Below are 19,531 nucleotides of genomic sequence, written 5' to 3' on the forward strand. Positions count from 1 at the left end.
TTAAAAACCGCCACAGATTGGGGGTGTGCATGGGGATAATATCTATCTGAAATTATTCTGCTCTGGGAATACCATATTGATGGTTGATGGGTAAAGACGATTGGAGACAGGTATGAACGTCTCCATCCTTGCTATCATTAGCGATATACTAGATTATGGCTATCGTCGTGTGTGGGCGACACTTCGCCGACAGTGGACACAGAATATGTCTTCACTGAATAATGAACGAAAACAACCTATTGTTCTCGCATTATAAACCACAGGTCGCAATGTGAGCATAACGGTAAAATTGTGTGCGGGAAAGCAACCAGCATTGGTGATCTAACGGCTGCTAGTTCGGTTGTAATGATGGTGAGAAGCCGCGTGCCACGTTCGTGCTGAACTGCCGCACTGGGAAGTTTGATGGTGTTCACATAAATTGTGGGTAATTCTAAAAAAAAAGAGCGCATCTGCCGATGTACTGACAGGGCTTGTCAGCTCCTTATATATAATTCGCGTTAAGCAAACAAAACGGTAGGAGCTTATGGCTGATTCTGCACGGAGTAGCTCAGCAGAACGTTTAGTGGATATCCTGATGGAGCTACAAACTTATGGTGTGGTTAGTCGCCATCGGTTAATGAAGAAATTTAATATCACTGAACGAACGGTTTATCGCGATCTAAATATGCTCTCCTCATTTATTGAGGGCTGTGGCGATGGGGAATATAGGTTAATTTCTTCACGTGCTCAGAATAGCAGTTATGATGCTTCGCATAACCAGTTAGCTAAGTTATTAGATGCCGACGCTGTTTTTCCCGATAGAGATGAATATTTTTGGAATAATCTGGAAAAGCGTACAGAGGAACAACACGTTAGAGTTCATTTTAATAACCCAGAACATTCAGCAAAAAATGATTTGATGAAGTATTTTAATTTATTAGAGAAAGCGATTCAGAAAAACAGTGTTTGCCATATTTTATACAAAAACAAAATGCGGGTTATTCACCCTTATAAGCTGGTTAACCAAAAAAATATCTGGTATCTACAAGCGACAGAGAGCGGAAAATTAAAGTCATTTTCGTTAAGCAAAATTCATTGGTTGGATATAAAAAAAGAGCATTTTACTGTTGATACTCTCACTCTTTCATTAATTGATGAGCATCGCGATCCCTGGGTTAGTGAAGAGACTTTTGAGGTTCGGGTGCGTATTAACCACAGTATTGCTGGTTACTTTCGCAGACGCGACTTGCTGCCCCAGCAAGAATTATTATTCGAAGAGGATGATGGAGTGACATTGATCTGTAAAGCCGCACACCAGAATCAAATTATTCCATTAGTTTTATTCTGGTTACCCAATATTGAGATCTTGGAACCAGAATGGTTAAAAACAACTGTCATCAATATGCTGCATAACTACATCGCTAGCGATCGCGACTCAATTCCAGTTTTGGAATGTGATGCATAGCTGGTAACAGCGACTTATAGCACAGGAGATCATTATTTATGGCATTACCTTTTATTATTTTGGGTGTCGCAGCAGCGGCAACGGCATTTGGTGGCAAAAAAGCGTATGACGGCTACCAGAAAAAATCGGAAGCCGACGACGTATTAGATCGCGCACAGCGTCGCTTTGATAAGCATAAGGAGAGCTTTGAGACGGTCAATGAGACAACGTCTAAAAAATTGACCGAACTGGGTGAGGCGGAGCTAAAAATCGGTAAAGATTTTAATGAATTCAACACGATTGCCGTTGAGCTTCTGGAGCGTATGGCAAAAGATGGACATAAGAACCTCCATCTGACAGTGCCAAAGAACAGTATCAATAAAATCCAGAGCTTAGCTATTTCCGCTACGGAATACTTGACCACGGTCGTCGGTGCTGGGGTTTCTGGTGCTGCGGCCGGTTTTGCCGTGTACAGCGGCGTGATGGCTTTTGCTGCAGCTTCTACCGGAACGCCGATTGCAGCGCTCTCTGGCGTGGCAGCTTATAATGCTACGATGGCGGCGATTGGCGGTGGCTCATTGGCTGCAGGTGGTTGGGGAATGGCTGGCGGTGCAATGGTACTTGGCGGCGCGGTGGTCGCTCCGCTGATTGCTATCGCCGGTTGGGCCTACGATAATCATGCAGAAAAAGCGCTCAATAACGCCTATCAAAGCTCCCGTGAGGTGACTGCGGCAGTAGAAAAAATGAATTCGGCTGAAGAGCATCTGACGAAGGTACAGCAGTATGTAGATAGCATTTATGAATCTATCACCAATATGCATGCAGTCTTCGTTCAGCACTACTTTACGCCACTGAAAGCGATGCACGCGATCATCGTTGAACGTCATCAAAAGAATATCACTACCGAGATCGATGAGTCAGAAGAGATTATGATGCTTATCGACCACGGCTATGAATTAGCCGCCATCATGACCGACGTGATTACCACCCCGCTGTTTAAGCCGGTAACACAAAATAACGGCGAGGCCGTTATTGAAGATGGTGTGATCCAATTGCAGACCGACAGCAACGGTATGAATTTGCTGAACAAAGAGGTGTTGGACGAAAAACTGGAGTTATCCGCCTCTAATTTCAATGACTTTTCCTCTCGTATTTAATCAACTTGCCGGGCGAATAGGCCCGGCATTGCTATGGGCAGAACACAATGAACGCAGCCAGATTTGATTGGGGTGAAGAGTTACATCAGACGGTGATCAAGAGTCTTACCACCTCGTTTGGGTTAGACTTTCTCTTGCTGGAAGATAAGCACGGCGGCGATGTGAACACCATTCACAATGTGCGTCAGGGAGTGTATGCCACTGATACGGAACGTCAGCAGTATGAGCAGCGCGAAGGGTATGATTCACATCATTACCATAGCCACAAGAACTACATCGCTACCAACCGAGCAGGAAAAAAGGCGCATGAGGCCGGTACACTAACCGATACCTATACCGGTGAACATTTTGCGTTCAATGATAAAAAGAACCTCGACCACATTATTTCCGCCTATGAGATTCACAACGATCCCAGACGTATTCTCGCTGAGTGCGATGGTGCCGATCTTGCCAATGACTCATCGAATCTTACCTTCACGAACGAATCGCTGAACAAGGCAAAGAAGGCAAAAACAATGGATGCCTTCGTGAAAACACTACAAGAACAGCATGCCGTCACGACACAGGAAATTGCCCGATTACGCAGCCAGCCAGTTCTCTCAGAGCAAGAACAGAAACAATTGAATAAGCTGGAAAATAAAGCTGCTGCCGATTTTGCACGAATGAAAGAGGCCGATAAGCAGGCACGAGAAAAATACAACAGTACGATCAATCAGGAATATTACACCAGCAGCAAGTTTGCTAAGAATGTCGCCAGTGCCACGCTGAACAATGCCTTTCGCATGGGAACACGGCAGATGCTGGGGCTGATTCTGGCGGAGACTTGGTTCGAATTCCGCGAGCGAATTCCAGTGATATTTGAGAAACACCGCCGAGCATTCGATGCCGGTGACTTCCTGCAAGATTCGGCTGAAGCATTACGCGCCGTCTGGCAGCGGGTGCAGTCCAAATTTAGCACTTTCCTTACTTCCTTTAAAGACGGTGCGATTGGCGGCATGTTGTCCAGCATTACCACGACACTCTTCAATATCTTCTTTACCACGAAGAAGATGATGGTGAGGCTAATTCGCGAGATGTGGAACAACCTAGTCCAGGCCTTCAAAGTGATGGTCTTTAACCCAGAGGGTTTAGCTCCAGGGCAGTTGGCAAAAGCGGTTAGTAAGCTAGTAGCTGCAGGGGTGGCTGTCGCAACAGGAGCCGTAGTTAACGAAGCATTAGCAAAAATTTTCGTCTTTCCTTTTGGCCCGGAATTGGCCGCCTTCTGCGGCGCACTGGCGACTGGTATTCTGACGTTGGTGATGAATTATTTTCTCGAGCACAGCGCGTTGATGAAAAAGATATGGGCGTTTCTGGATACCTTTAAAGATAAGTACCAGAAAGCGCTGGAGTATTATCAACAGGTTAATACCGAACTTGATCGTTATCTACTGGAACTTTCGGCGTTGGAGTTCGCGATAGATACGTCAGAGTTGGCGCTCTTTACTCGTCATCTTAACGTAGTGAATAGCGAAATTCAGCGCGGATTGTTGCTGCAAACTGAGGTCGAGCGTCGGAATATCACGCTGCCGTTTGAGGCTGGGAATACCCGTTCTGTGCGTGGTTGGTTAAGCAAGCTGTGACGCTATCTCCAGAATTTCCCTGCAACCAGTGCGGAGCCTGCTGCCGCCACGTCGATCGTGCCAGTGAAACGCAGTTCCTCGATCGCGGTGACGGTATTTGTCGGCACTATCAGATGGAGACAAAGCTGTGCGCTATTTATGAAAGGCGTCCACTGATTTGTCAGGTTGAAAAGCAATATCAGCTTAACTACCAACAGCAATATAGCTGGCAGGAATTCATTACGCTGAATCGTGTGGCGTGTGTGATTCTGGAAAAGCTCTAAAGCGAAAAAGGATATGTTATCTCATGGAACATAACAATTCTTCACTGGTTGAATGGCTACCAGTTTTTTTTAAACAATGGCCGCACGACACAACGTGGGCCAGAGAACCAGATAAAAAAATAAATATCGATACAGAGAGATTAGCTGAGTTTTTCAAGCAGCTTTCTGACCCCTTGGAAGCAATACAACACAGCTCCTTATCTTTTGATCCTTGGGAAGTCGCGGGGCTGGGGCGCAAAGAAGTGCGTAATACCGCTGTCCTTGCCTGGCTTCTTGATCCTGAGGGAACCCACGGGTTTGGGAGACTACCTCTACAGTCATTCCTACGGGCAATACGCCATAGTCGAAATGATATTCCTGATGATTATCATCGATACTGTCGGGTGCAGGTCGAGACGAATCCTACTGGGGATAATACTAATCGTGTCGATATTGAAATTGATGCGGATAATTTTTTCCTGCTTATTGAAGTGAAAATTGATGCTTATGAGCAGCAAGGACAAGTAGCTCGATATTGTTCTGAGGCCAGAGTACGAGCCATATCACGCCCTTGGGCTGTTGTATTTTTAACGCCATCTGGTGGAAAACCTCTTACCTGTGGGGTCGAGTTCAAACCAGGGGATGTTCCCTGTCTTTCATGGCGGCACCTTGCCACAACCCTAGAGGTTTCGTTGCAATCGCACGTCAAAGAACTTCTTTCTCAAGGTAAATCGTCATCTTCGCGTCAAATGGCTGCCCATGCCGTATTTTGCTTTCTTAATCGAGTTCGTACATTTTAATTCAAAGGGAATAGATATGAATCAACACAGCGATGCAGAACGCCAGGCCGGTACACTGATTCTTTCACAGCTAAAAATGTTTAACGAAGCTGTTGTTTACTTTGAACAGCATTTAAGTCCAGCATTTTGGAAAAGCTTTGATCAGTGTATCGAGCGATTTATGAAAGACAATAACTGGGCTGGCAAAGCAAATTATGAGCATCAAGACTATTGTTGGCTGTCGCATCCCGGTTGGATCATTGAAGGCGTTAACTGTAAATATTGGTTTGAAAACAGTTCGACAGTGAGTGATGGCGCTGATTATATTTTAGCCGTCCTGACTGATACAGGCACTGAACAGGGTCAGTTTGGTTTTGAGTTTAAATTGAATACCGGATATTTTGGCGGAGTCAAAAAAATTGCTAGTTATGCCAATAATATTCAGCAACCTTATCGTAAGCAACTTCAGGATTTAGGGTTCTTAGACCAAGGTAAAGGTAACTATTTCCTACCTGTTACTATTGAATATAATTTACTGACTGAGTGTTGGAAGGAATATGGTGAATTTCCAGTGGAGAATGAAGTATTTTCTCCACTTCGTGCAGCTCTTGAGGCGTTGTTGCGCTCGACCAAAGTTCTGGATGCTATTTTTTCTTCTGAGCAGCAATCCTCTGAAGATGAATTAGTCGGCTAAATCACTATCCACTTTAGGTTGGCCTTTCTCGCATAAGAAAGGCCAATATTGTAAAAATAAATGGCTATTTGCATTCTAGGGTTGGAATTCATCCATTCTACCCCTTGATTCTTAGTCGGACAAAAAGCTGCGTCTGGTTGGATTTTTCTGTTTTTCACCACCCTGCGAGAATCTAACATTGGTTGGATTCTCAGACGCACCCTCTCTCACGTTAATCCAACTCTCCACCTTCTGCCTGCTTCAACAATGTCGGAATGTGCGGCCCATACTCGACCTTGCCTCGTCCTGCTCGAATACCACTGCCGACCTTGCGGGCTTCTTTGGAATACAGCGTCTTTGCACGGATGATGTCATAGCTGTAACCCCGACCTAACCGGTTGGACATCTTGATCAAGCCGTTGAGTCCTTCGGTATAGCTATTGGTGATTGAGAACGGCGCATCCCAGTAGGCAAAGATATCGTCGTAATGGTTGTGTACCGTTTTCACCAGTTTTTTGAAAGGCTCCATGCCATAAGGCGGCAGGCTGTTCTCCCAAGCCTCAAAGGCGTTCTGAGCGCTCTGCTTGTCGGGTTCGTCGTAGATGCAGAAGAAGGCTTCCTTGAAGTCATAGGCCACGGCAAGTTCAGGGATCGCCTGCTTTACAACCTCCAGCGCCTTTTGCTCTGCGGGCGTCAGGTTGCCGGGCCGCTTCAGGGTGAGCCAGCGAATGGACTTTTTGACGTAAATCCGATCTTCTTTGCTTAACTGCGCCTGATAGTTCTTGCGTTCTGCTTCCAAGGCTTCAGAGGCCATCTTGACGACATGGAACTTGTCGATCACCAGTTTGGCGTTGGGCAGATACTGAGCAAAGGAACGCTTGAAGGGTCGCCACATATCCGTACAGACCCATTCCACCTTGTCAGCATCCGGCAAATCCTTGAAGAAGGGCTTCAGGTGCTCTTGAGTATGATGCTCCAATATATCAAAGACGTTGTTGGTTGCCAGGTTGGTGATTACACAGCGATACCCGCCGGCCAGGTTCACTTCGTCGATACCCATAATGACCGGGGTTTCGTAACGAACAGTTTGGGAGAGTTCCTCAATGAGATCGTGAGCGATGTTCTTGACGGTGTTCACTGCCACACCGGTTTGCTCGGCTAAAGCATGGAAGGTGGTTCCCAGGCATTGTTGCCGAATGACATCGACCAGCCGTTTGGTGGCTCGGCGTTTGTCATCCAGAAAACTCAACTCCGACATGAACATTTTGCCGCACGACTCACAGCGAAATCGCGGGCGCTGAACTTCAAGGCGGACGGGCTCCATGTATAACGGCGTGTCCATGAACTTGTTTTTGCGCGTGCCGTGTTTGTGCATAGGGATGTTGCAGTCCCCACATAACGGCACCTCGACCGTTACCGGCTCAGCAACTATCACAAGGCATTTGCTTTCGTGGCGCATATCGACCGGCTTGATGCCTGGCAGATTCAGCAGGTCAAGCATCGGCTTAATCCATATCCAGGTCGATGTCTTTGCCTTCGCGCAGCAGGTCATACACCATATCAACCAATGCGGTCATGCCCTGACGGTCAGACTTGAGCACCTGGGTTGCCAGCTTCTGATGACTGGACAAAGCACGAACAACCGCTTGCTGAACAGCACCGGGGAGGTTGCCTTTCATGGCCTGCTCACGGGTGTTGCTTTCCACCTGAGCCATGACGACATCGCTTTCACCGGTAATCGTTGAAATCTGATTAACGAAAGCCACCTGATCCTGGATCGGCGTCGCCTCACCAAACAGGCTGTTGAGCCGTTCGATAATCTCTTTGACGAATTTAGGTTTATCTCCTGCCGCGCCACCACCTCCTGCACCTGCCGGTTGCAATACCGGAGTTTCGCCTTCGTCTTCTGCGTCATCGGGTCGAGCATTGATGTCAAAGCCAGTGAGCACCAGGCCTGACAAGTCCACGGTTTCCGGTGCTTCGTGCAGCAGGCGTTTTTGCAGCAGTTTGGCGAAAGCAGTAAAATTCTCCAATTCCGGGTCGCCGAAATCAATCAGTTGGGCGATATATGAATAGGTACGGCAGAAGCGCCCCAGGTCCGACTTGAAGCCTATCAACGCCTTGATCTGCTCGGCATACTCTTCCTGATGGTGATCGGCAGACTTCATACCCGCCTCGTCACCCTTGGCGCGGGCTTTCTCAAACGCTGCTTCCCAGGTAGCCATGCCATCGCGCAGCATTTTCATCTTATCGTTATACAAGGCCGTCGCTCCCGCCGTAGCGGCATACAGCGCCTTGTGCTGCGGCGATTTAGTATGGGTGATATCGCGGATGGTCTTGAAGCGGGCTTCCTTGAATGCGGTCAAGTCCTTCTCGTCGTACAGGCCGTGCTCGTCCAGTCGCTCCTTGATCTCGTAGACCACATTGAGATCTTGCACTTCGCCGATGTGAGCGCCCTTGTCATAGGCGGCAAAGGCCTTGCGCACGTTCTCCGGGTCGTTCACGAAGTCGATGATAAAGACCTCATCCTTGCCTGGTGCCGTCCGGTTCAGGCGGGCGAAAGTCTGCACAATCTCCACATGGTTAGCGATTTTCTTGTCCACATACATGGCGACCAGTTTGGGCTGGTCAAAGCCGGTCTGGAACTTGTCGGCCACCAACATCACCCGGTATTCCGGGCGGTCAAAGGCAAAGCGCAAATCCTGCCCGTGGACATCCGGGTTCATGCTCTGCTCGGTGAACTCCTCGTTCTCATCGACGATAAACACATCGTCCTTGAACTCGCTGTCATCCTGGTGCATTACCTGCTTACCGGCCATCTTGCCGGAAAAGGCCACCAGTGAATGAATAAAGCCGTACTCGCTGTGCTGCTCGATATAGCGGTCAAACGCCTTCTTGTAGCGAATGGCAGCGGCACGGGAGCTGGTCACGACCATCGCCTTGGCCTTGCCATCCAGCCGGTGGGCGACGTTCTTGGTGAAGTGCTCAACGATAAACTGCACCTTCTGGGTCACATTGGTGGGGTGCAATGACATCCACTGTGCCAGGGCGCGTTTGGCGGCCTTGCCGCTCACCCGCTTGCTGTCTTCAAGCTGCTTGGAAAGGTTGAAGGCCGTTTTGTAGGGCACATAGCCGTTCAACACATCGAGAATGAATTTCTCCTCAATTGCCTGGCGCATGGTGTACAGGTGGAAGGCTTGCGGCGGGTTATCGTCCGAGGCAGGTTGGCTTGGATCTGTCGGGCGACCGAACAGCATCAAAGTGGAGTGCTTGGGCGTGCCGGTAAAAGCGAAGTAGCTGATATTGTCGGGGCGGGCGCGGGACTTTTGCAGTTGCTCCAGCAGTTCATCCACCGTCATGGTGGACATCTTGCCTTGTCCGCTCATCCCCAGCGCGGCTTGCAGCTTAGCGGCGGTAGAGCCTGTCTGCGAGTTATGCGCCTCATCAATGATCACAGCAAAGTTTTTCCCTTTCAAGGCGTTATCAGTGATGATGGCTTCCATCGCGTAAGGGAAGGTCTGGATCGTGACCACCACAATCGGCGTGCCAGACAACAATGCCTCCGAAAGCTGCTTGCTCTTGGACTTAGATGACTTCTGCCGGTCAATGGCGGCGATCACCCCAAACTGATGGTCAATCTGCTTCACCGCGTCCTGAAGCTGGCCGTCCAGCACATTGCGGTCGGTAACAATGATCACGCTGTTAAATACCGCGTCGCCGTTATCTTCGCGCAGTTTCACTAAGTCATGGGCCGTCCAGGAAATGGTGCTGGTCTTGCCGGAACCGGCGCTGTGGTCACACAGGTAGGTCATGCCTGCGCCGTTTTCGCGGGCATCGGCCAGCATTTGGTTCACTGCCGTCCATTGGTGGAAGCGCGGGAAAATCAGGGTTTCTTTCTTCGACCAGTTGCCCTGAATATCCACCACGTCCTTTTTTTCGACGTAGACAAAGCTATGGAAAATCCGCAGCCAGGCATTCGGCTGGCAGACCGCTTCCCAGAAGTAGGCTACCGGGTATTCCTGGGTACCATCGGCCTTAATTTCACCTGGCGGGTTACCCGCATGTACCGTGCCGCTTTCGTTTTTGCGGCCCTTATTGAACGGCAGGAAAAAGGTGTTTTCTCCATCCAGCTTGGTCGCCATCATGATTTCAGAGTCGGACATGGCGAAATGCACCACCGCCCCACGCTTGAAGGTCAGCAATGGTTCCCGGCGTTTGGTCTTGGCGTCATACGGCAGGCGATCATTGCGGTACTGATCCATGGCCGCTTCGCAGGACTGGGTGAAGTCGGTCTTCAGTTCGACGGTTGCCACCGGCAGACCGTTGATAAACAGCACCAGATCAATGGCAAATTCACGGGCCGGGTGATACTTCAGCTCCGGCACCACGCGCAGAATATTGGCCTGATAGCGCTCAATGACTGCTGCATTGCGCTTGTCTTCCGGTGCGGCCTCTGTCATCTCGATCAGGCCGCAACCTGCAATGGAAAAGCCCTGGCGCATCACCTGCATGGTGCCTTGTTTCTCCAGTGCTTTATCCAGGCGATCCATCAGCACTTCAAGGGTTTTGGCCCCGTTTAGCCGTTCCAGCTTGTCCCATTTTTCCTGCTGGCCGCTGGTTTTGATCCAGCTTTCCAGGTCTTCGGGGTACACTGCCCGCTCTGTGTCGTAGAACTTGGAATCACCCAGCTTCCAGCCCTGTTCTACCATCCGGTCGATGATGTATTGCTGGAAGTGCTTTTCCTGATGTGCTGACGCTTGCATTTATTGTTCTCCTCGCAGATCAATCTGGCCGGTAACAGCGGCTGTGATAAAGGCGGCACGGCGTTCTTTGAGCAGATTCACACTATGCTCTGTTTTCTCAACTAGAGAATCAATGCGAGCCGTTCCTTCGTTGATTGCGCTGGTAATGTCGCGTTGCTCCTCGGCTGGAGGAGTAAGCACTGGGAGTCTTCTGACATCCTCAAATTTCAAAGACTGCCTCAACCCCCCCCCCATTGCATAAAAGACTTTGCAATGATCGTATGAGCGCATCATCCATGTAAAATATGTGGAGTCAATGCTGTGCGGCTTCACGGCCATATACGCAGAGGTAATGATTCCCCTCTGCGTAACCTGGGCTGACCTCAAGCTCCGTTTGTCGTTTTGCAGATCGGTGAATCTGAATACGATTTCGCCAGGCTCTACGATTTGATAGGTTTCATAAGACTCCGGCGTCAACCCCATATTTCTGGTTTCAGGCTTTTGAATGATGCTTCCATAGCTAAGAGAAAGAATATTGGTTTCAACTAGACCAGTATTCTTTCGATTCAACTCTGCTACCAAAGCGAAGAACGGCTTCACCCCCCAATGCACCGGAACTTGCCCAATCCACTCAACGCCGGAATCCTTCATCTTCACGTTGGGGTCTAGGCCCTTGGTGACCGCGTGCGTAATCAGTGCCTGACGCTTTTCCTTCAGCAGCTCAATAAAGCGAGTTTTCTTCTCGATCAGTGCATCAATCCGGGCGGTTTGATTTTCAATCTCCTCCAAAATGATTTGAGCCTCGTCACCAGGGGGAGAAGCAATTCGAATATTTCCAACCTGCTCAAAGTTCAGCCCTTCACGAGCTGCGCCACTCTGAAGTACATTAATTTGTGTCTTGACTGACATCCCACAAAAGGAAGCATGAACCCATCTAGCGACATTTGAATTAGGTAGCCGAACAATGCAAACGTGCTGATTTACATTGGCTGGCTGAAACTCTCCTGGTGCAATAGCGGATCGACCGATGGATGCACCAGTGATATTGAGCAGAACATCCCAAGGGTGAACTCTCGTTCCTGCCATCTCTTGATCAATCTCAAGAGGGATATATGCCACATTAGTAAGTCGAATCCCATCGTCATAGATATTCTGACTTCGAAGAAAAACAACGCCACTGGATGTGTATACACTAGCGCCACCAGAGGGGGTTTTCCCACTACCAATTTTTTGTGATAGAAAACCAACCTTTGTTGCTTCCCAATGCTCCGGCACCTGCCCAATCCACTCAACGCCGGAATCCTTGTACGCGGGATACGCTTTGTACTGGCTCATTCGCTGGCCACCTCAGCCAGTAGTGCCGCAATCTCGGCTTCTACCTGCTTCAGGTCTTCATCAATATCATGCAGCTTGCGCGGCGGCTGGTACTGGTAGAAGAAGCGGTTGAAGTTGATCTCGTAGCCAACGCGGCCCAATTGACCATCCCTGGCATCGGTAAAGCTCTCATCCAGCCAGGCATCCGGCACATGAGGAAGCACTTCGCGGGCAAAGTAGTCGTCGATGTCCTCCAGATAGGGGACGTTCTCGTAATCAGTTAAATCTGTGTCTGGCACCAGCTCGCCGTTGGAATCCGTGACTGGCTCGGCTTTCGGGTCTTTGTGACCAAAGGCGTTGATCAGCGCGGTGATCAATGTCATGTTGGATTTGACCTTGAGCTGCTTGGCTTCGTCGGACTTGATCGAGTTCCTAACATAGGTTTCTGCCCAGCTATAGGGCTGCGTTTGCCCGATCAGCGGCTTGAGGGCTTCGCGCCAGAATGTTTGATGCGCGTCAGAGAGCTTTTCCCAGGCAGCTTCGGCTTCCAGCCTCTCCATGCCCACCTTATCCAGCTCCAGGGTCATGCGCTGCGGGCGCAGGACCTTGATACGGCGGTAGCCAAAGGTACGGTAGTCCAGCATCCGGGAAAGCGCACCGGTTTCGCCTGCGGCGTAGATGTCCAGAATCTGGCGGCGCTGCTCATCGCTGACAATACGGCGCTTGTTGCCCTCGTTGCGGATTGAAGTCCACAGGTCGGTGGCGTTGATCAACTGCACCTTGCCTTTGCGCTCCTGCGGCTTCTTGTTGGACAGAATCCACAGGTAGGTGGCGATATTGGTGCGGAAGAACAGATCCGTTGGCAGCGCTACAATGGCTTCAATCAGGTCGTCTTCCAGCAACCAACGGCGAATTTCCGATTCGCCAGACGCGGCACCGCCGTTAAACAGTGGCGAACCCGACAGCACGATAGCGGCGCGACCACCGCCGTTGATCGGCAGTTCCAGCTTGCTCGCCAGATGCATCAAAAACAGCATGGAGCCATCGCTGATTTTCGGCAGGCCCGGCCCAAACCGGCCCAACTCGCCTTTTTTGTGTTCCGCTTCGACGGCGGTTTTGTCCTTCTCCCATTTCTTGCCAAAAGGCGGATTGGACAGACAGTAGTGGAAACGCTCACCGGCGAACTGGTCGTTGGACAGCGTGCTGCCCTGACGAATGTTCTTCGACAGATCGCGGCCCGGGTCGGACTCCAAACGGCGGATCAGCATACCGGCCACACAAACCGCATGGGTTTCCGGTTCCAACTCCTGCCCGTGCGGCACCAGCACTGGCGGGATCTTGTCGCGGTTACCGTAGTCGCCCACATGGTTCATGGCATCGGTGAGGAAACCACCCGTGCCACAGGTCGGGTCATACAGGGTACGAATCAAACCGGGGCTGGCCTCAAACAGGGCATCATCCGGGTCAAGCAGCAATGCGGTCGCCAGGTGAACGATGTCACGCGGCGTCATGAAGTCCTCGGCCCCTTCGTTGACCTCGGCACCAAAGCGGCGAATCAGATGTTCGTAGATGTTACTCATCACCCGATCCGGCACCACGTCCGGGTGCAGGTCGATCTTGGCGAAGTTCTGACAAATCTTATACAGTAAGCCCGCTTTCTCCAGTCGGATCACCGTATTACCAAACTCAAACTCCTCGAAGATAGCGCGGGCGTTATCCGAAAACAGGGTGATGTAGTCTTCCAGATTGCGGCGCGTCTTGGTGCTACCCAGGGAGCCAAGGGAGTATTCAGAGGTGTTGTAGAAGGGGTATTCAGCGGTTGAGCGCAGAATGGTATCCAGCTCAACATCGGCATCCTTGAAAGCGCCATGCGCTTCTCTCACCGCCTCGCGGGTCGGCTCCAGCGCACACTCCAGGCGGCGCAGCAAGGTAAACGGCAAAATGATCTTGCCAAAGTCCGTATGCTTGAAGTCCCCCCAAAGGTCTTCTGCATTCTTCCAAATAAAGTCAGCCTGTGAAGCTGCCGATCCCGTAAATTCGTTCATTCTGGCCTCCAACCACCTTTTGCACAAAACGGTACAGTGTCAATAAAGTGATTGTCAACCACCTTTTGCACAAAAGGGAGTTTATTCCAGTTTAACTACTCAGACAGAATCCAACCCTAGAATGCAAATAGCCAAATAAATTAGCTTAGACTACAACCAAAATTACGATCGCCATCGCCGAAAACCTTACTTTTAACTTTCGTGAGATAGTCAATCCGGTTCAGTAAATCACCGGGATAAATATCATTAAGAATATCATCACGAGTCAGTATATATTTACCATTAGCAGGATACTGCACCAGGTGTAACCCTTCCTCATGAGTCAAAGTTAACGCACTGCACCATGCAGAGGTGATCATGGTTCGGAGTGTATCTTCATCCATATTAAAATCTCCCAGATGGTAGTAAGCGTCCTTGTTCAGAAACAGGAATACGTGAAAATGACGTTTACCATTCTGGGTAAATTCCCGAACCCAAGCATAGCGTAGTGTATTGCGATAGATGCGCTTTCCTTCCTGTCGCTTACGTTTTTCATCAGCGATTAGTTTCGCTTTTAATGAATTAGTGAATCTTGCCATTGTACCAGGATCAAAATTAGCAAAGCAGGAAAGAGTATCACCATGATCCAGAATCGCTGGATCATGAAGGTCCACTCGTAATGCTAATGTTCTATAGTGTTCCGTAACAGCATTATTAATGACATTAAGGGTTTTTTCTCTATATGATGTAACATGACCCCCAAACTCACTATTGTAAATACGCATAATAATACCTGCTTTACTATCAGTCGTACTTGGTCGGTACTCGAACGAACACCACCCTAGATTAGAAACAATATTAACTATCCAACACTTAATTTGAGGTGTAACATAGCCCCAGCATGTGAATTCCGGTCGATATCTACTCTGTAGTTAGCGCTTTTTATTATTCGATACTTAGGCAATCCCATTGGTCTATAATGGGTATCTCACTAACAGTATCTACAGGTTTTACTAGCACGGTATTTCTTTGCCTGTAAAATTCAATCATCCCTTTCGAATGTAATATACGTAGTAATTCATTTGTTTTGTTGCTGTTCCTGAACTGATTAGGCCCGTACTGCAATATGATGTTTTTTCGTATGTACAACGATCTGTCATTATCACAACGTTTTTTTATCCACTGATATAGAATGTAGTGTTCTGCACAAGAGACCTCAATTTCTTTATGAGTAGCAAAAATTTTCTTATGGTTTTTTAAGTACCAAATACTTATAGATATTGCTGATTCTACCATTTGAAGTGAAATGTCTCCCTCGTCATTGCTAAAGTAATGGAGCAAGGCTGCAATTCTAGCCATGTTTTCGGTCATTTTAGATGCGTAATCTTTAAAGTCAAATAGTGACTCCAGAAAAGCCATTTCTGATTCAACTCTATTATGAAAGTCTATCCATCGTTTTTCTGCATCAGGGGTAAAATATAGGCAAACCCTCTCTTTATTATTCCTGGCTAAGCTTTTGTTTACCATATCCATCAATCTTTTGTGGAATAGCGTTAGATGCTCTTTTGATATGACGGAGTTATTAATCCGTCTATACCCCTGTTTTGACGACGGATGACAAATCAGGCATCTAGCGAAAAATCCACTTCCTTTTGCTAAATCTCCTTTCCGTGTACTATATTTTTTGAATACATCAGGTTGAACCATTAATGCTAATGTTAATCTGGCATCTTGAATAAGCTGTTCTGGGGAGTTCTTTCTTTCAATAGATAATGTTGAACCATCCCAAATTTTATTGATGAATGGTAACTCATTTAACGTATACCCGCTGAATACTATGCCAGCTTCATCAGACATAATTCCGATAGAGCCCCATTTCCCACAGAGGTAATTTTTTATTGCAGCAGGAGTTGCATCGTTAAACATTAATTTATATCTGATAGGATCAGACGGCATCTTCTTCAGTAAGCTATCTAACTGTTTCTGAGATCCTGATGAATCTCTGTCATGACGAATATCTGATCTTATCTTCATCATCAGTGATTTCCTTTCATTCCGGATCGATTCTAATATGTAATTATGTTCTCTGAATGCCTTGGTGTATTCTTCAAACAATTTAATTTCTAATTGATATAATGGATTTAACAATAATTTATCAACAGTACTTTTTCTTTCTCCCGATTCTGCAATCGTCATTAAAAAAAGAGATGTGGGGCTGCGAAGATTTGTTAATCTACAGACATCAATGCTATTTTGACAGGCAAGAGATATAGCGCCGAGTACTGAAGCCCCAATTAAGGGGCTAGGAGCTTGTGTAATGCTCTGTATTTCATAAAGGGTATCCCTAATGAACTTAGGGAATGCATGTATTGGATATTCTTCATCAATAGGATTATCTAATAATGACATTTATCCCTCCCTAAAGCTCATCACGGTCAGTGGAGAAGAATTTTTTTATGTAATCATCTATATCGCATTTACGCCAATGATGGCGACCATTGCGTGTTTTAGGTCTGGGAAGTCCTTCTGGCAATCTATCTTGGCATATCCACTTTCGTATCGTTTGAGGTTTACAACTTAATCTCTTTGCCAAACTGTTTGTAGAAACTAAAGGTTCATCATCTGATGAGATATCTACGATAGAAGGAATTTTTTTCATTGCGCCACCTCAATATTTGAGATGTGGGCAGAGATGCATATGGAGAGGGTTAATATTACTAATAGAATAATAGCGGGGGAGTGGTGAAGGATATTATGATTGCTATCGGGATCAGGGTCTCCACCATCATTTGAACTAGATGATTTCAGACAAGAAACTGATTTAGAGGTGCGATGATGAGATCTTGATGTTTTGTTCTTTCCAGACATAAAATCAATAATAACGTTCAGTATCAGAACTTTTCTCAGTTTTTTCAATGCAAGAGCATTTCTTTTTTCACTAATTTTTATCGACATAGGATGAGCTAGTTTCCACTTTTTTCTTATGGATTCTTGAGCTTCCTGTGCGCGTTTAAATTCATCCTCATATAACATTGTATCAGCTATGTTATCAATGGTTAGTAAATTCATTAAACTTATCTCCTTCGTTATTTTAGTCGAAAAATAAAATCATTATTAACGACATGATAATTTTTGAAAATATAATTATCTGTCAATTAGCACACGAGTTCTTTTCTAAAAAAACTGCATCACAAATAAATTTTTTATCATGAATCGATGTTTGTCAATTTTTTTTAATGGCATGATGATTAATCAATGTATGTCAACGCATATCAACACTCCTATAAACCTCTGCTTGTTCGAGAATCCACCATTCGATTTTTTCGTGCCACTTTCGTAGGAGATCCAGTGGACGGCGGCGGTAGTGTTTTTCTGCAAGAGCACTGGGTTTATGACCCATAATCTGGGCAACTATGCCTGTTGGGACCTCCACCCACTCAGCAAGAGTCCCGAAGCTACGACGTAAACCATGCAGGCTGATATGTGGTAGATTGGCTCGGATCAATGCACGGTTATGAGCTGAACGAGGCTCGGTAATCTTGCCGCTTTTACTGTTACTGTGAAAAACCCAGTTGTTGTCAGTGGTGCCGGTATTTGATCTCTTTGCCAAGTTGCGCAATATATCAGCAATGTAAGGGGTTAGAGGAATAATCCGTTCCCCTTCTATCTTGTCTTTAATCCGCAGACTTGACCACCTGAAATCTACATCAGGCCAGCGTAATGACGCTATTTCCTCTCGTCGTGCGCCGGTAAGTAAAAGCACTTGAAGGTAGGCTGATGCTACGGGATTATTTAATTGTCTAACTGCCATAAACCAGTCCTTTAGTTGCTCCTTTTGAAGGCAGTCACCAGTTTTACTGGCGGAAACCGGCACCAGCTTTCGTACATTGTGATCCTGCGTGAGATCTGTGGGAATGATACCCTGATATTCTTTCTGATAATTGAGCCACTTTATAAATGCTCGGAGCAGACGATAAGCATGAGCTGTAACGGTAGGCCGGTTTTTCCTTTCCACATTTAGCCATTCCGCAATAATTTCGGGAGAAAGTTCAGACAGTTGAACGTCAAGCAGAGACGCTAGTGGCCCTGCTGTCGTTGAACCAGACCCTCTTTTCCTTGTATCACCACCACGGCTGGATAGGTTGATATGATCGGTAATGTAACGTGGAGAGTAGGGGCGTTTGGTTTTAGCGCTAATGCCGGTTTTCAACTCATGAATGTATTCTTCCCAAGCGGCAGAAAATAATACCTTAGTCTTGCGTGATTCTGCTTGCAGTGATTCCGATTCGGCGATTTTCTCCGCTTTGGCTATTCGTGGGTCGATGCCGGTATCGATGAGAGTCTGAAGTCGTCGAGCTTCGGCGCGAGCATCGTCGATCTTCCAGTCATTGATATTGCCAATTGTCATGCGAAGGGTTTTTCCGGCAAATACGCTCTGGAAGATGAACGCTTTTGTTCCGCTGGTTGCCCGGCAGGCAAGTGTTGTTACATCAGAATCCCACAGAAATGCTTGTGATTTTCCTTCGGGAAGGGAGAATTTTCGGGTTCGTTCAAAGGTGAGTTTTTGTCTTGAAATCGCCATTTTGTTGGCTCCTGCTGGAATGTGTCACCTACCATAATGTAACGGCTGATGTAAGTAAATTGGGGCAATATCTATCAATGCTCATCAACTTATATCAACAAGTGATTTCATTTATCATTATGATTTATAAGGGTTGTTTTGATTTTTACGTGGCAGGCTAAGGGCTTGAATATACGAAAACATCGCATTCGTAATGCGAAGGTCGTAGGTTCGACTCCTATTATCGCACCATCCTACCTATTTTAACGTCTCACTAAGTCTACTCAAACACCCTTTAAACCCTTATAATACGCGGTTTCACGGCCCTTATTGTCTCTGCTCGTCTACTCACGTTCACCGAAATCTACGGTGAGTTGGGGGCATCGCTGGGGGCATATATCTGGAGGTGTTCCCTAACGGCACCAAAAGCTGGCGTATGAAGTACCGGATCGCTGTTTTGAAGCTCGTTGACGCTGCTGTGCTGGTCTGAGCGACTTAACAGCCTGTCTTTTCGGGAATGGGCATCACTGGCTGATAAAACCGACAGGCAGATTCAGGTGTAGATTACCCCCCACTTTTTTATGTTCATTGCGATTTTTAGGAGGACGATTTTCCTGTAAAATGTAAGTAAGTACTTGCATTTATGGTCGTGAGTCGTGGTTGATTTATCACCTAAAAATGACACCTTTCTATCAATAGCCTAACTTCCAATAGATTAAGGCTTCCATTAATTCATCGCTAATGCAAATTTCCAGCATAACTGCGCATTCTGCGCAACTTCTTGCTCACTTTCTGGTGTAAATCACTGTTTGCGCAATGGATGCCGTTTTTTCGCGAGGTCTGCGCAACTTCTTGCTCAAATTTGACTTAGGGAAAATCCGAGTCAATTAAATTCATAACAAAAACAATTATATAAAAATTGGCATGCGGATTGCCATACGGAATGGGACGTTACTAAACACGTTTAACAACTCACCCCGTTCAACAACAAGGAGCA

15 protein-coding genes are annotated in these 19,531 nt (G+C 47.2%); 6 read left to right on the top strand and 9 right to left on the bottom strand.

From position 1 onward, the window contains the following. Positions 1-523: 523 nt before the first annotated feature. From OI69_RS10085 to OI69_RS10110, 6 genes are read left to right on the top strand one after another with little or no spacing between them, the layout of a single operon-like run. On the top strand, positions 524-1,444 hold the full coding sequence (locus OI69_RS10085; protein ID WP_039349650.1) for a helix-turn-helix transcriptional regulator: 921 nt from the start codon (positions 524-526) through the stop codon (positions 1,442-1,444). A gap of 38 nt (positions 1,445-1,482) precedes the next feature. After that, positions 1,483-2,580, top strand: a complete 1,098-nt coding sequence (locus tag OI69_RS10090; protein WP_039349652.1) for a hypothetical protein — start codon at positions 1,483-1,485, stop codon at positions 2,578-2,580. Between the two features lie 47 nt (positions 2,581-2,627). After that, positions 2,628-4,199, top strand: coding sequence for an ATP--cob(I)alamin adenosyltransferase (locus OI69_RS10095; protein WP_039349655.1), 1,572 nt, complete (start codon positions 2,628-2,630; stop codon positions 4,197-4,199). Continuing rightward, positions 4,196-4,462 (top strand): YkgJ family cysteine cluster protein, encoded by a 267-nt coding sequence (locus OI69_RS10100; RefSeq protein WP_039349657.1) that lies wholly within the window; start codon positions 4,196-4,198, stop codon positions 4,460-4,462. Before OI69_RS10095 ends, OI69_RS10100 begins: the two co-directional genes overlap by 4 nt. A 23-nt stretch (positions 4,463-4,485) precedes the next feature. After that, positions 4,486-5,241, top strand: a complete 756-nt coding sequence (locus tag OI69_RS10105; protein ID WP_039349661.1) for a PDDEXK-like family protein — start codon at positions 4,486-4,488, stop codon at positions 5,239-5,241. Between the two features lie 16 nt (positions 5,242-5,257). Beyond that, entirely contained in the window at positions 5,258-5,914 is a 657-nt protein-coding gene (locus OI69_RS10110) for a hypothetical protein (protein WP_039349665.1), read from the top strand. Between the two features lie 211 nt (positions 5,915-6,125). Here OI69_RS10110 and OI69_RS10120 read toward each other — a convergent pair whose 3' ends face one another. The 9 genes from OI69_RS10120 to OI69_RS10155 form a co-directional block, all read right to left on the bottom strand. Next, complete coding sequence (locus OI69_RS10120; protein ID WP_039349677.1) at positions 6,126-7,394, bottom strand: ISL3 family transposase; 1,269 nt, start codon at positions 7,392-7,394, stop codon at positions 6,126-6,128. A 4-nt stretch (positions 7,395-7,398) separates the two neighbouring features. Continuing rightward, entirely contained in the window at positions 7,399-10,656 is a 3,258-nt protein-coding gene (locus OI69_RS10125; RefSeq protein ID WP_039349680.1) for a type I restriction endonuclease subunit R, read from the bottom strand. Further along, positions 10,657-11,970: a restriction endonuclease subunit S gene (locus tag OI69_RS10130; RefSeq protein WP_039349683.1), complete on the bottom strand. Its 1,314-nt coding sequence runs from the start codon at positions 11,968-11,970 to the stop codon at positions 10,657-10,659. It lies immediately after the preceding gene. After that, entirely contained in the window at positions 11,967-13,994 is a 2,028-nt protein-coding gene (locus OI69_RS10135) for a type I restriction-modification system subunit M (protein WP_039349686.1), read from the bottom strand. Before OI69_RS10135 ends, OI69_RS10130 begins: the two co-directional genes overlap by 4 nt. 140 nt (positions 13,995-14,134) lie before the next feature. After that, positions 14,135-14,758: an inovirus Gp2 family protein gene (locus tag OI69_RS10140; RefSeq protein ID WP_039349692.1), complete on the bottom strand. Its 624-nt coding sequence runs from the start codon at positions 14,756-14,758 to the stop codon at positions 14,135-14,137. 160 nt (positions 14,759-14,918) lie between these two features. Then, the gene (locus OI69_RS10145) at positions 14,919-16,382 is read right to left on the bottom strand and encodes a YfjI family protein (RefSeq protein WP_039349695.1); all 1,464 of its coding nucleotides are present in this window, start codon (positions 16,380-16,382) and stop codon (positions 14,919-14,921) included. 10 nt (positions 16,383-16,392) lie between these two features. Beyond that, positions 16,393-16,632 carry a MerR family transcriptional regulator gene (locus OI69_RS19280; RefSeq protein WP_072034289.1) on the bottom strand — a complete coding sequence of 80 codons (240 nt, stop codon included), beginning with the start codon at positions 16,630-16,632 and terminating at the stop codon, positions 16,393-16,395. Next, positions 16,629-17,042 (bottom strand): hypothetical protein, encoded by a 414-nt coding sequence (locus OI69_RS10150; RefSeq protein ID WP_039349697.1) that lies wholly within the window; start codon positions 17,040-17,042, stop codon positions 16,629-16,631. Before OI69_RS10150 ends, OI69_RS19280 begins: the two co-directional genes overlap by 4 nt. A 193-nt stretch (positions 17,043-17,235) precedes the next feature. Continuing rightward, positions 17,236-18,576 (bottom strand): tyrosine-type recombinase/integrase, encoded by a 1,341-nt coding sequence (locus OI69_RS10155; protein ID WP_235319675.1) that lies wholly within the window; start codon positions 18,574-18,576, stop codon positions 17,236-17,238. Between the last annotated feature and the right edge of the window lie 955 nt (positions 18,577-19,531).

This window comes from Pectobacterium fontis (genome assembly GCF_000803215.1).
Classification (GTDB): domain Bacteria; phylum Pseudomonadota; class Gammaproteobacteria; order Enterobacterales; family Enterobacteriaceae; genus Pectobacterium; species Pectobacterium fontis.

Bases quoted from the DNA above. Each gene is read 5' to 3' on its own strand.
- OI69_RS10120 (WP_039349677.1), bottom strand. From the start codon at position 7,394: ATGCTTGACCTGCTGAATCTGCCAGGCATCAAGCCGGTCGATATGCGC.
- OI69_RS10110 (WP_039349665.1), top strand. From the start codon at position 5,258: ATGAATCAACACAGCGATGCAGAACGCCAGGCCGGTACACTGATTCTT.
- OI69_RS10130 (WP_039349683.1), bottom strand. From the start codon at position 11,970: ATGAGCCAGTACAAAGCGTATCCCGCGTACAAGGATTCCGGCGTTGAG.
- OI69_RS10090 (WP_039349652.1), top strand. From the start codon at position 1,483: ATGGCATTACCTTTTATTATTTTGGGTGTCGCAGCAGCGGCAACGGCA.
- OI69_RS10145 (WP_039349695.1), bottom strand. From the start codon at position 16,382: ATGTCATTATTAGATAATCCTATTGATGAAGAATATCCAATACATGCA.
- OI69_RS10150 (WP_039349697.1), bottom strand. From the start codon at position 17,042: ATGAATTTACTAACCATTGATAACATAGCTGATACAATGTTATATGAG.
- OI69_RS10085 (WP_039349650.1), top strand. From the start codon at position 524: ATGGCTGATTCTGCACGGAGTAGCTCAGCAGAACGTTTAGTGGATATC.
- OI69_RS10105 (WP_039349661.1), top strand. From the start codon at position 4,486: ATGGAACATAACAATTCTTCACTGGTTGAATGGCTACCAGTTTTTTTT.
- OI69_RS10095 (WP_039349655.1), top strand. From the start codon at position 2,628: ATGAACGCAGCCAGATTTGATTGGGGTGAAGAGTTACATCAGACGGTG.
- OI69_RS19280 (WP_072034289.1), bottom strand. From the start codon at position 16,632: ATGAAAAAAATTCCTTCTATCGTAGATATCTCATCAGATGATGAACCT.
- OI69_RS10125 (WP_039349680.1), bottom strand. From the start codon at position 10,656: ATGCAAGCGTCAGCACATCAGGAAAAGCACTTCCAGCAATACATCATC.
- OI69_RS10140 (WP_039349692.1), bottom strand. From the start codon at position 14,758: ATGCGTATTTACAATAGTGAGTTTGGGGGTCATGTTACATCATATAGA.
- OI69_RS10135 (WP_039349686.1), bottom strand. From the start codon at position 13,994: ATGAACGAATTTACGGGATCGGCAGCTTCACAGGCTGACTTTATTTGG.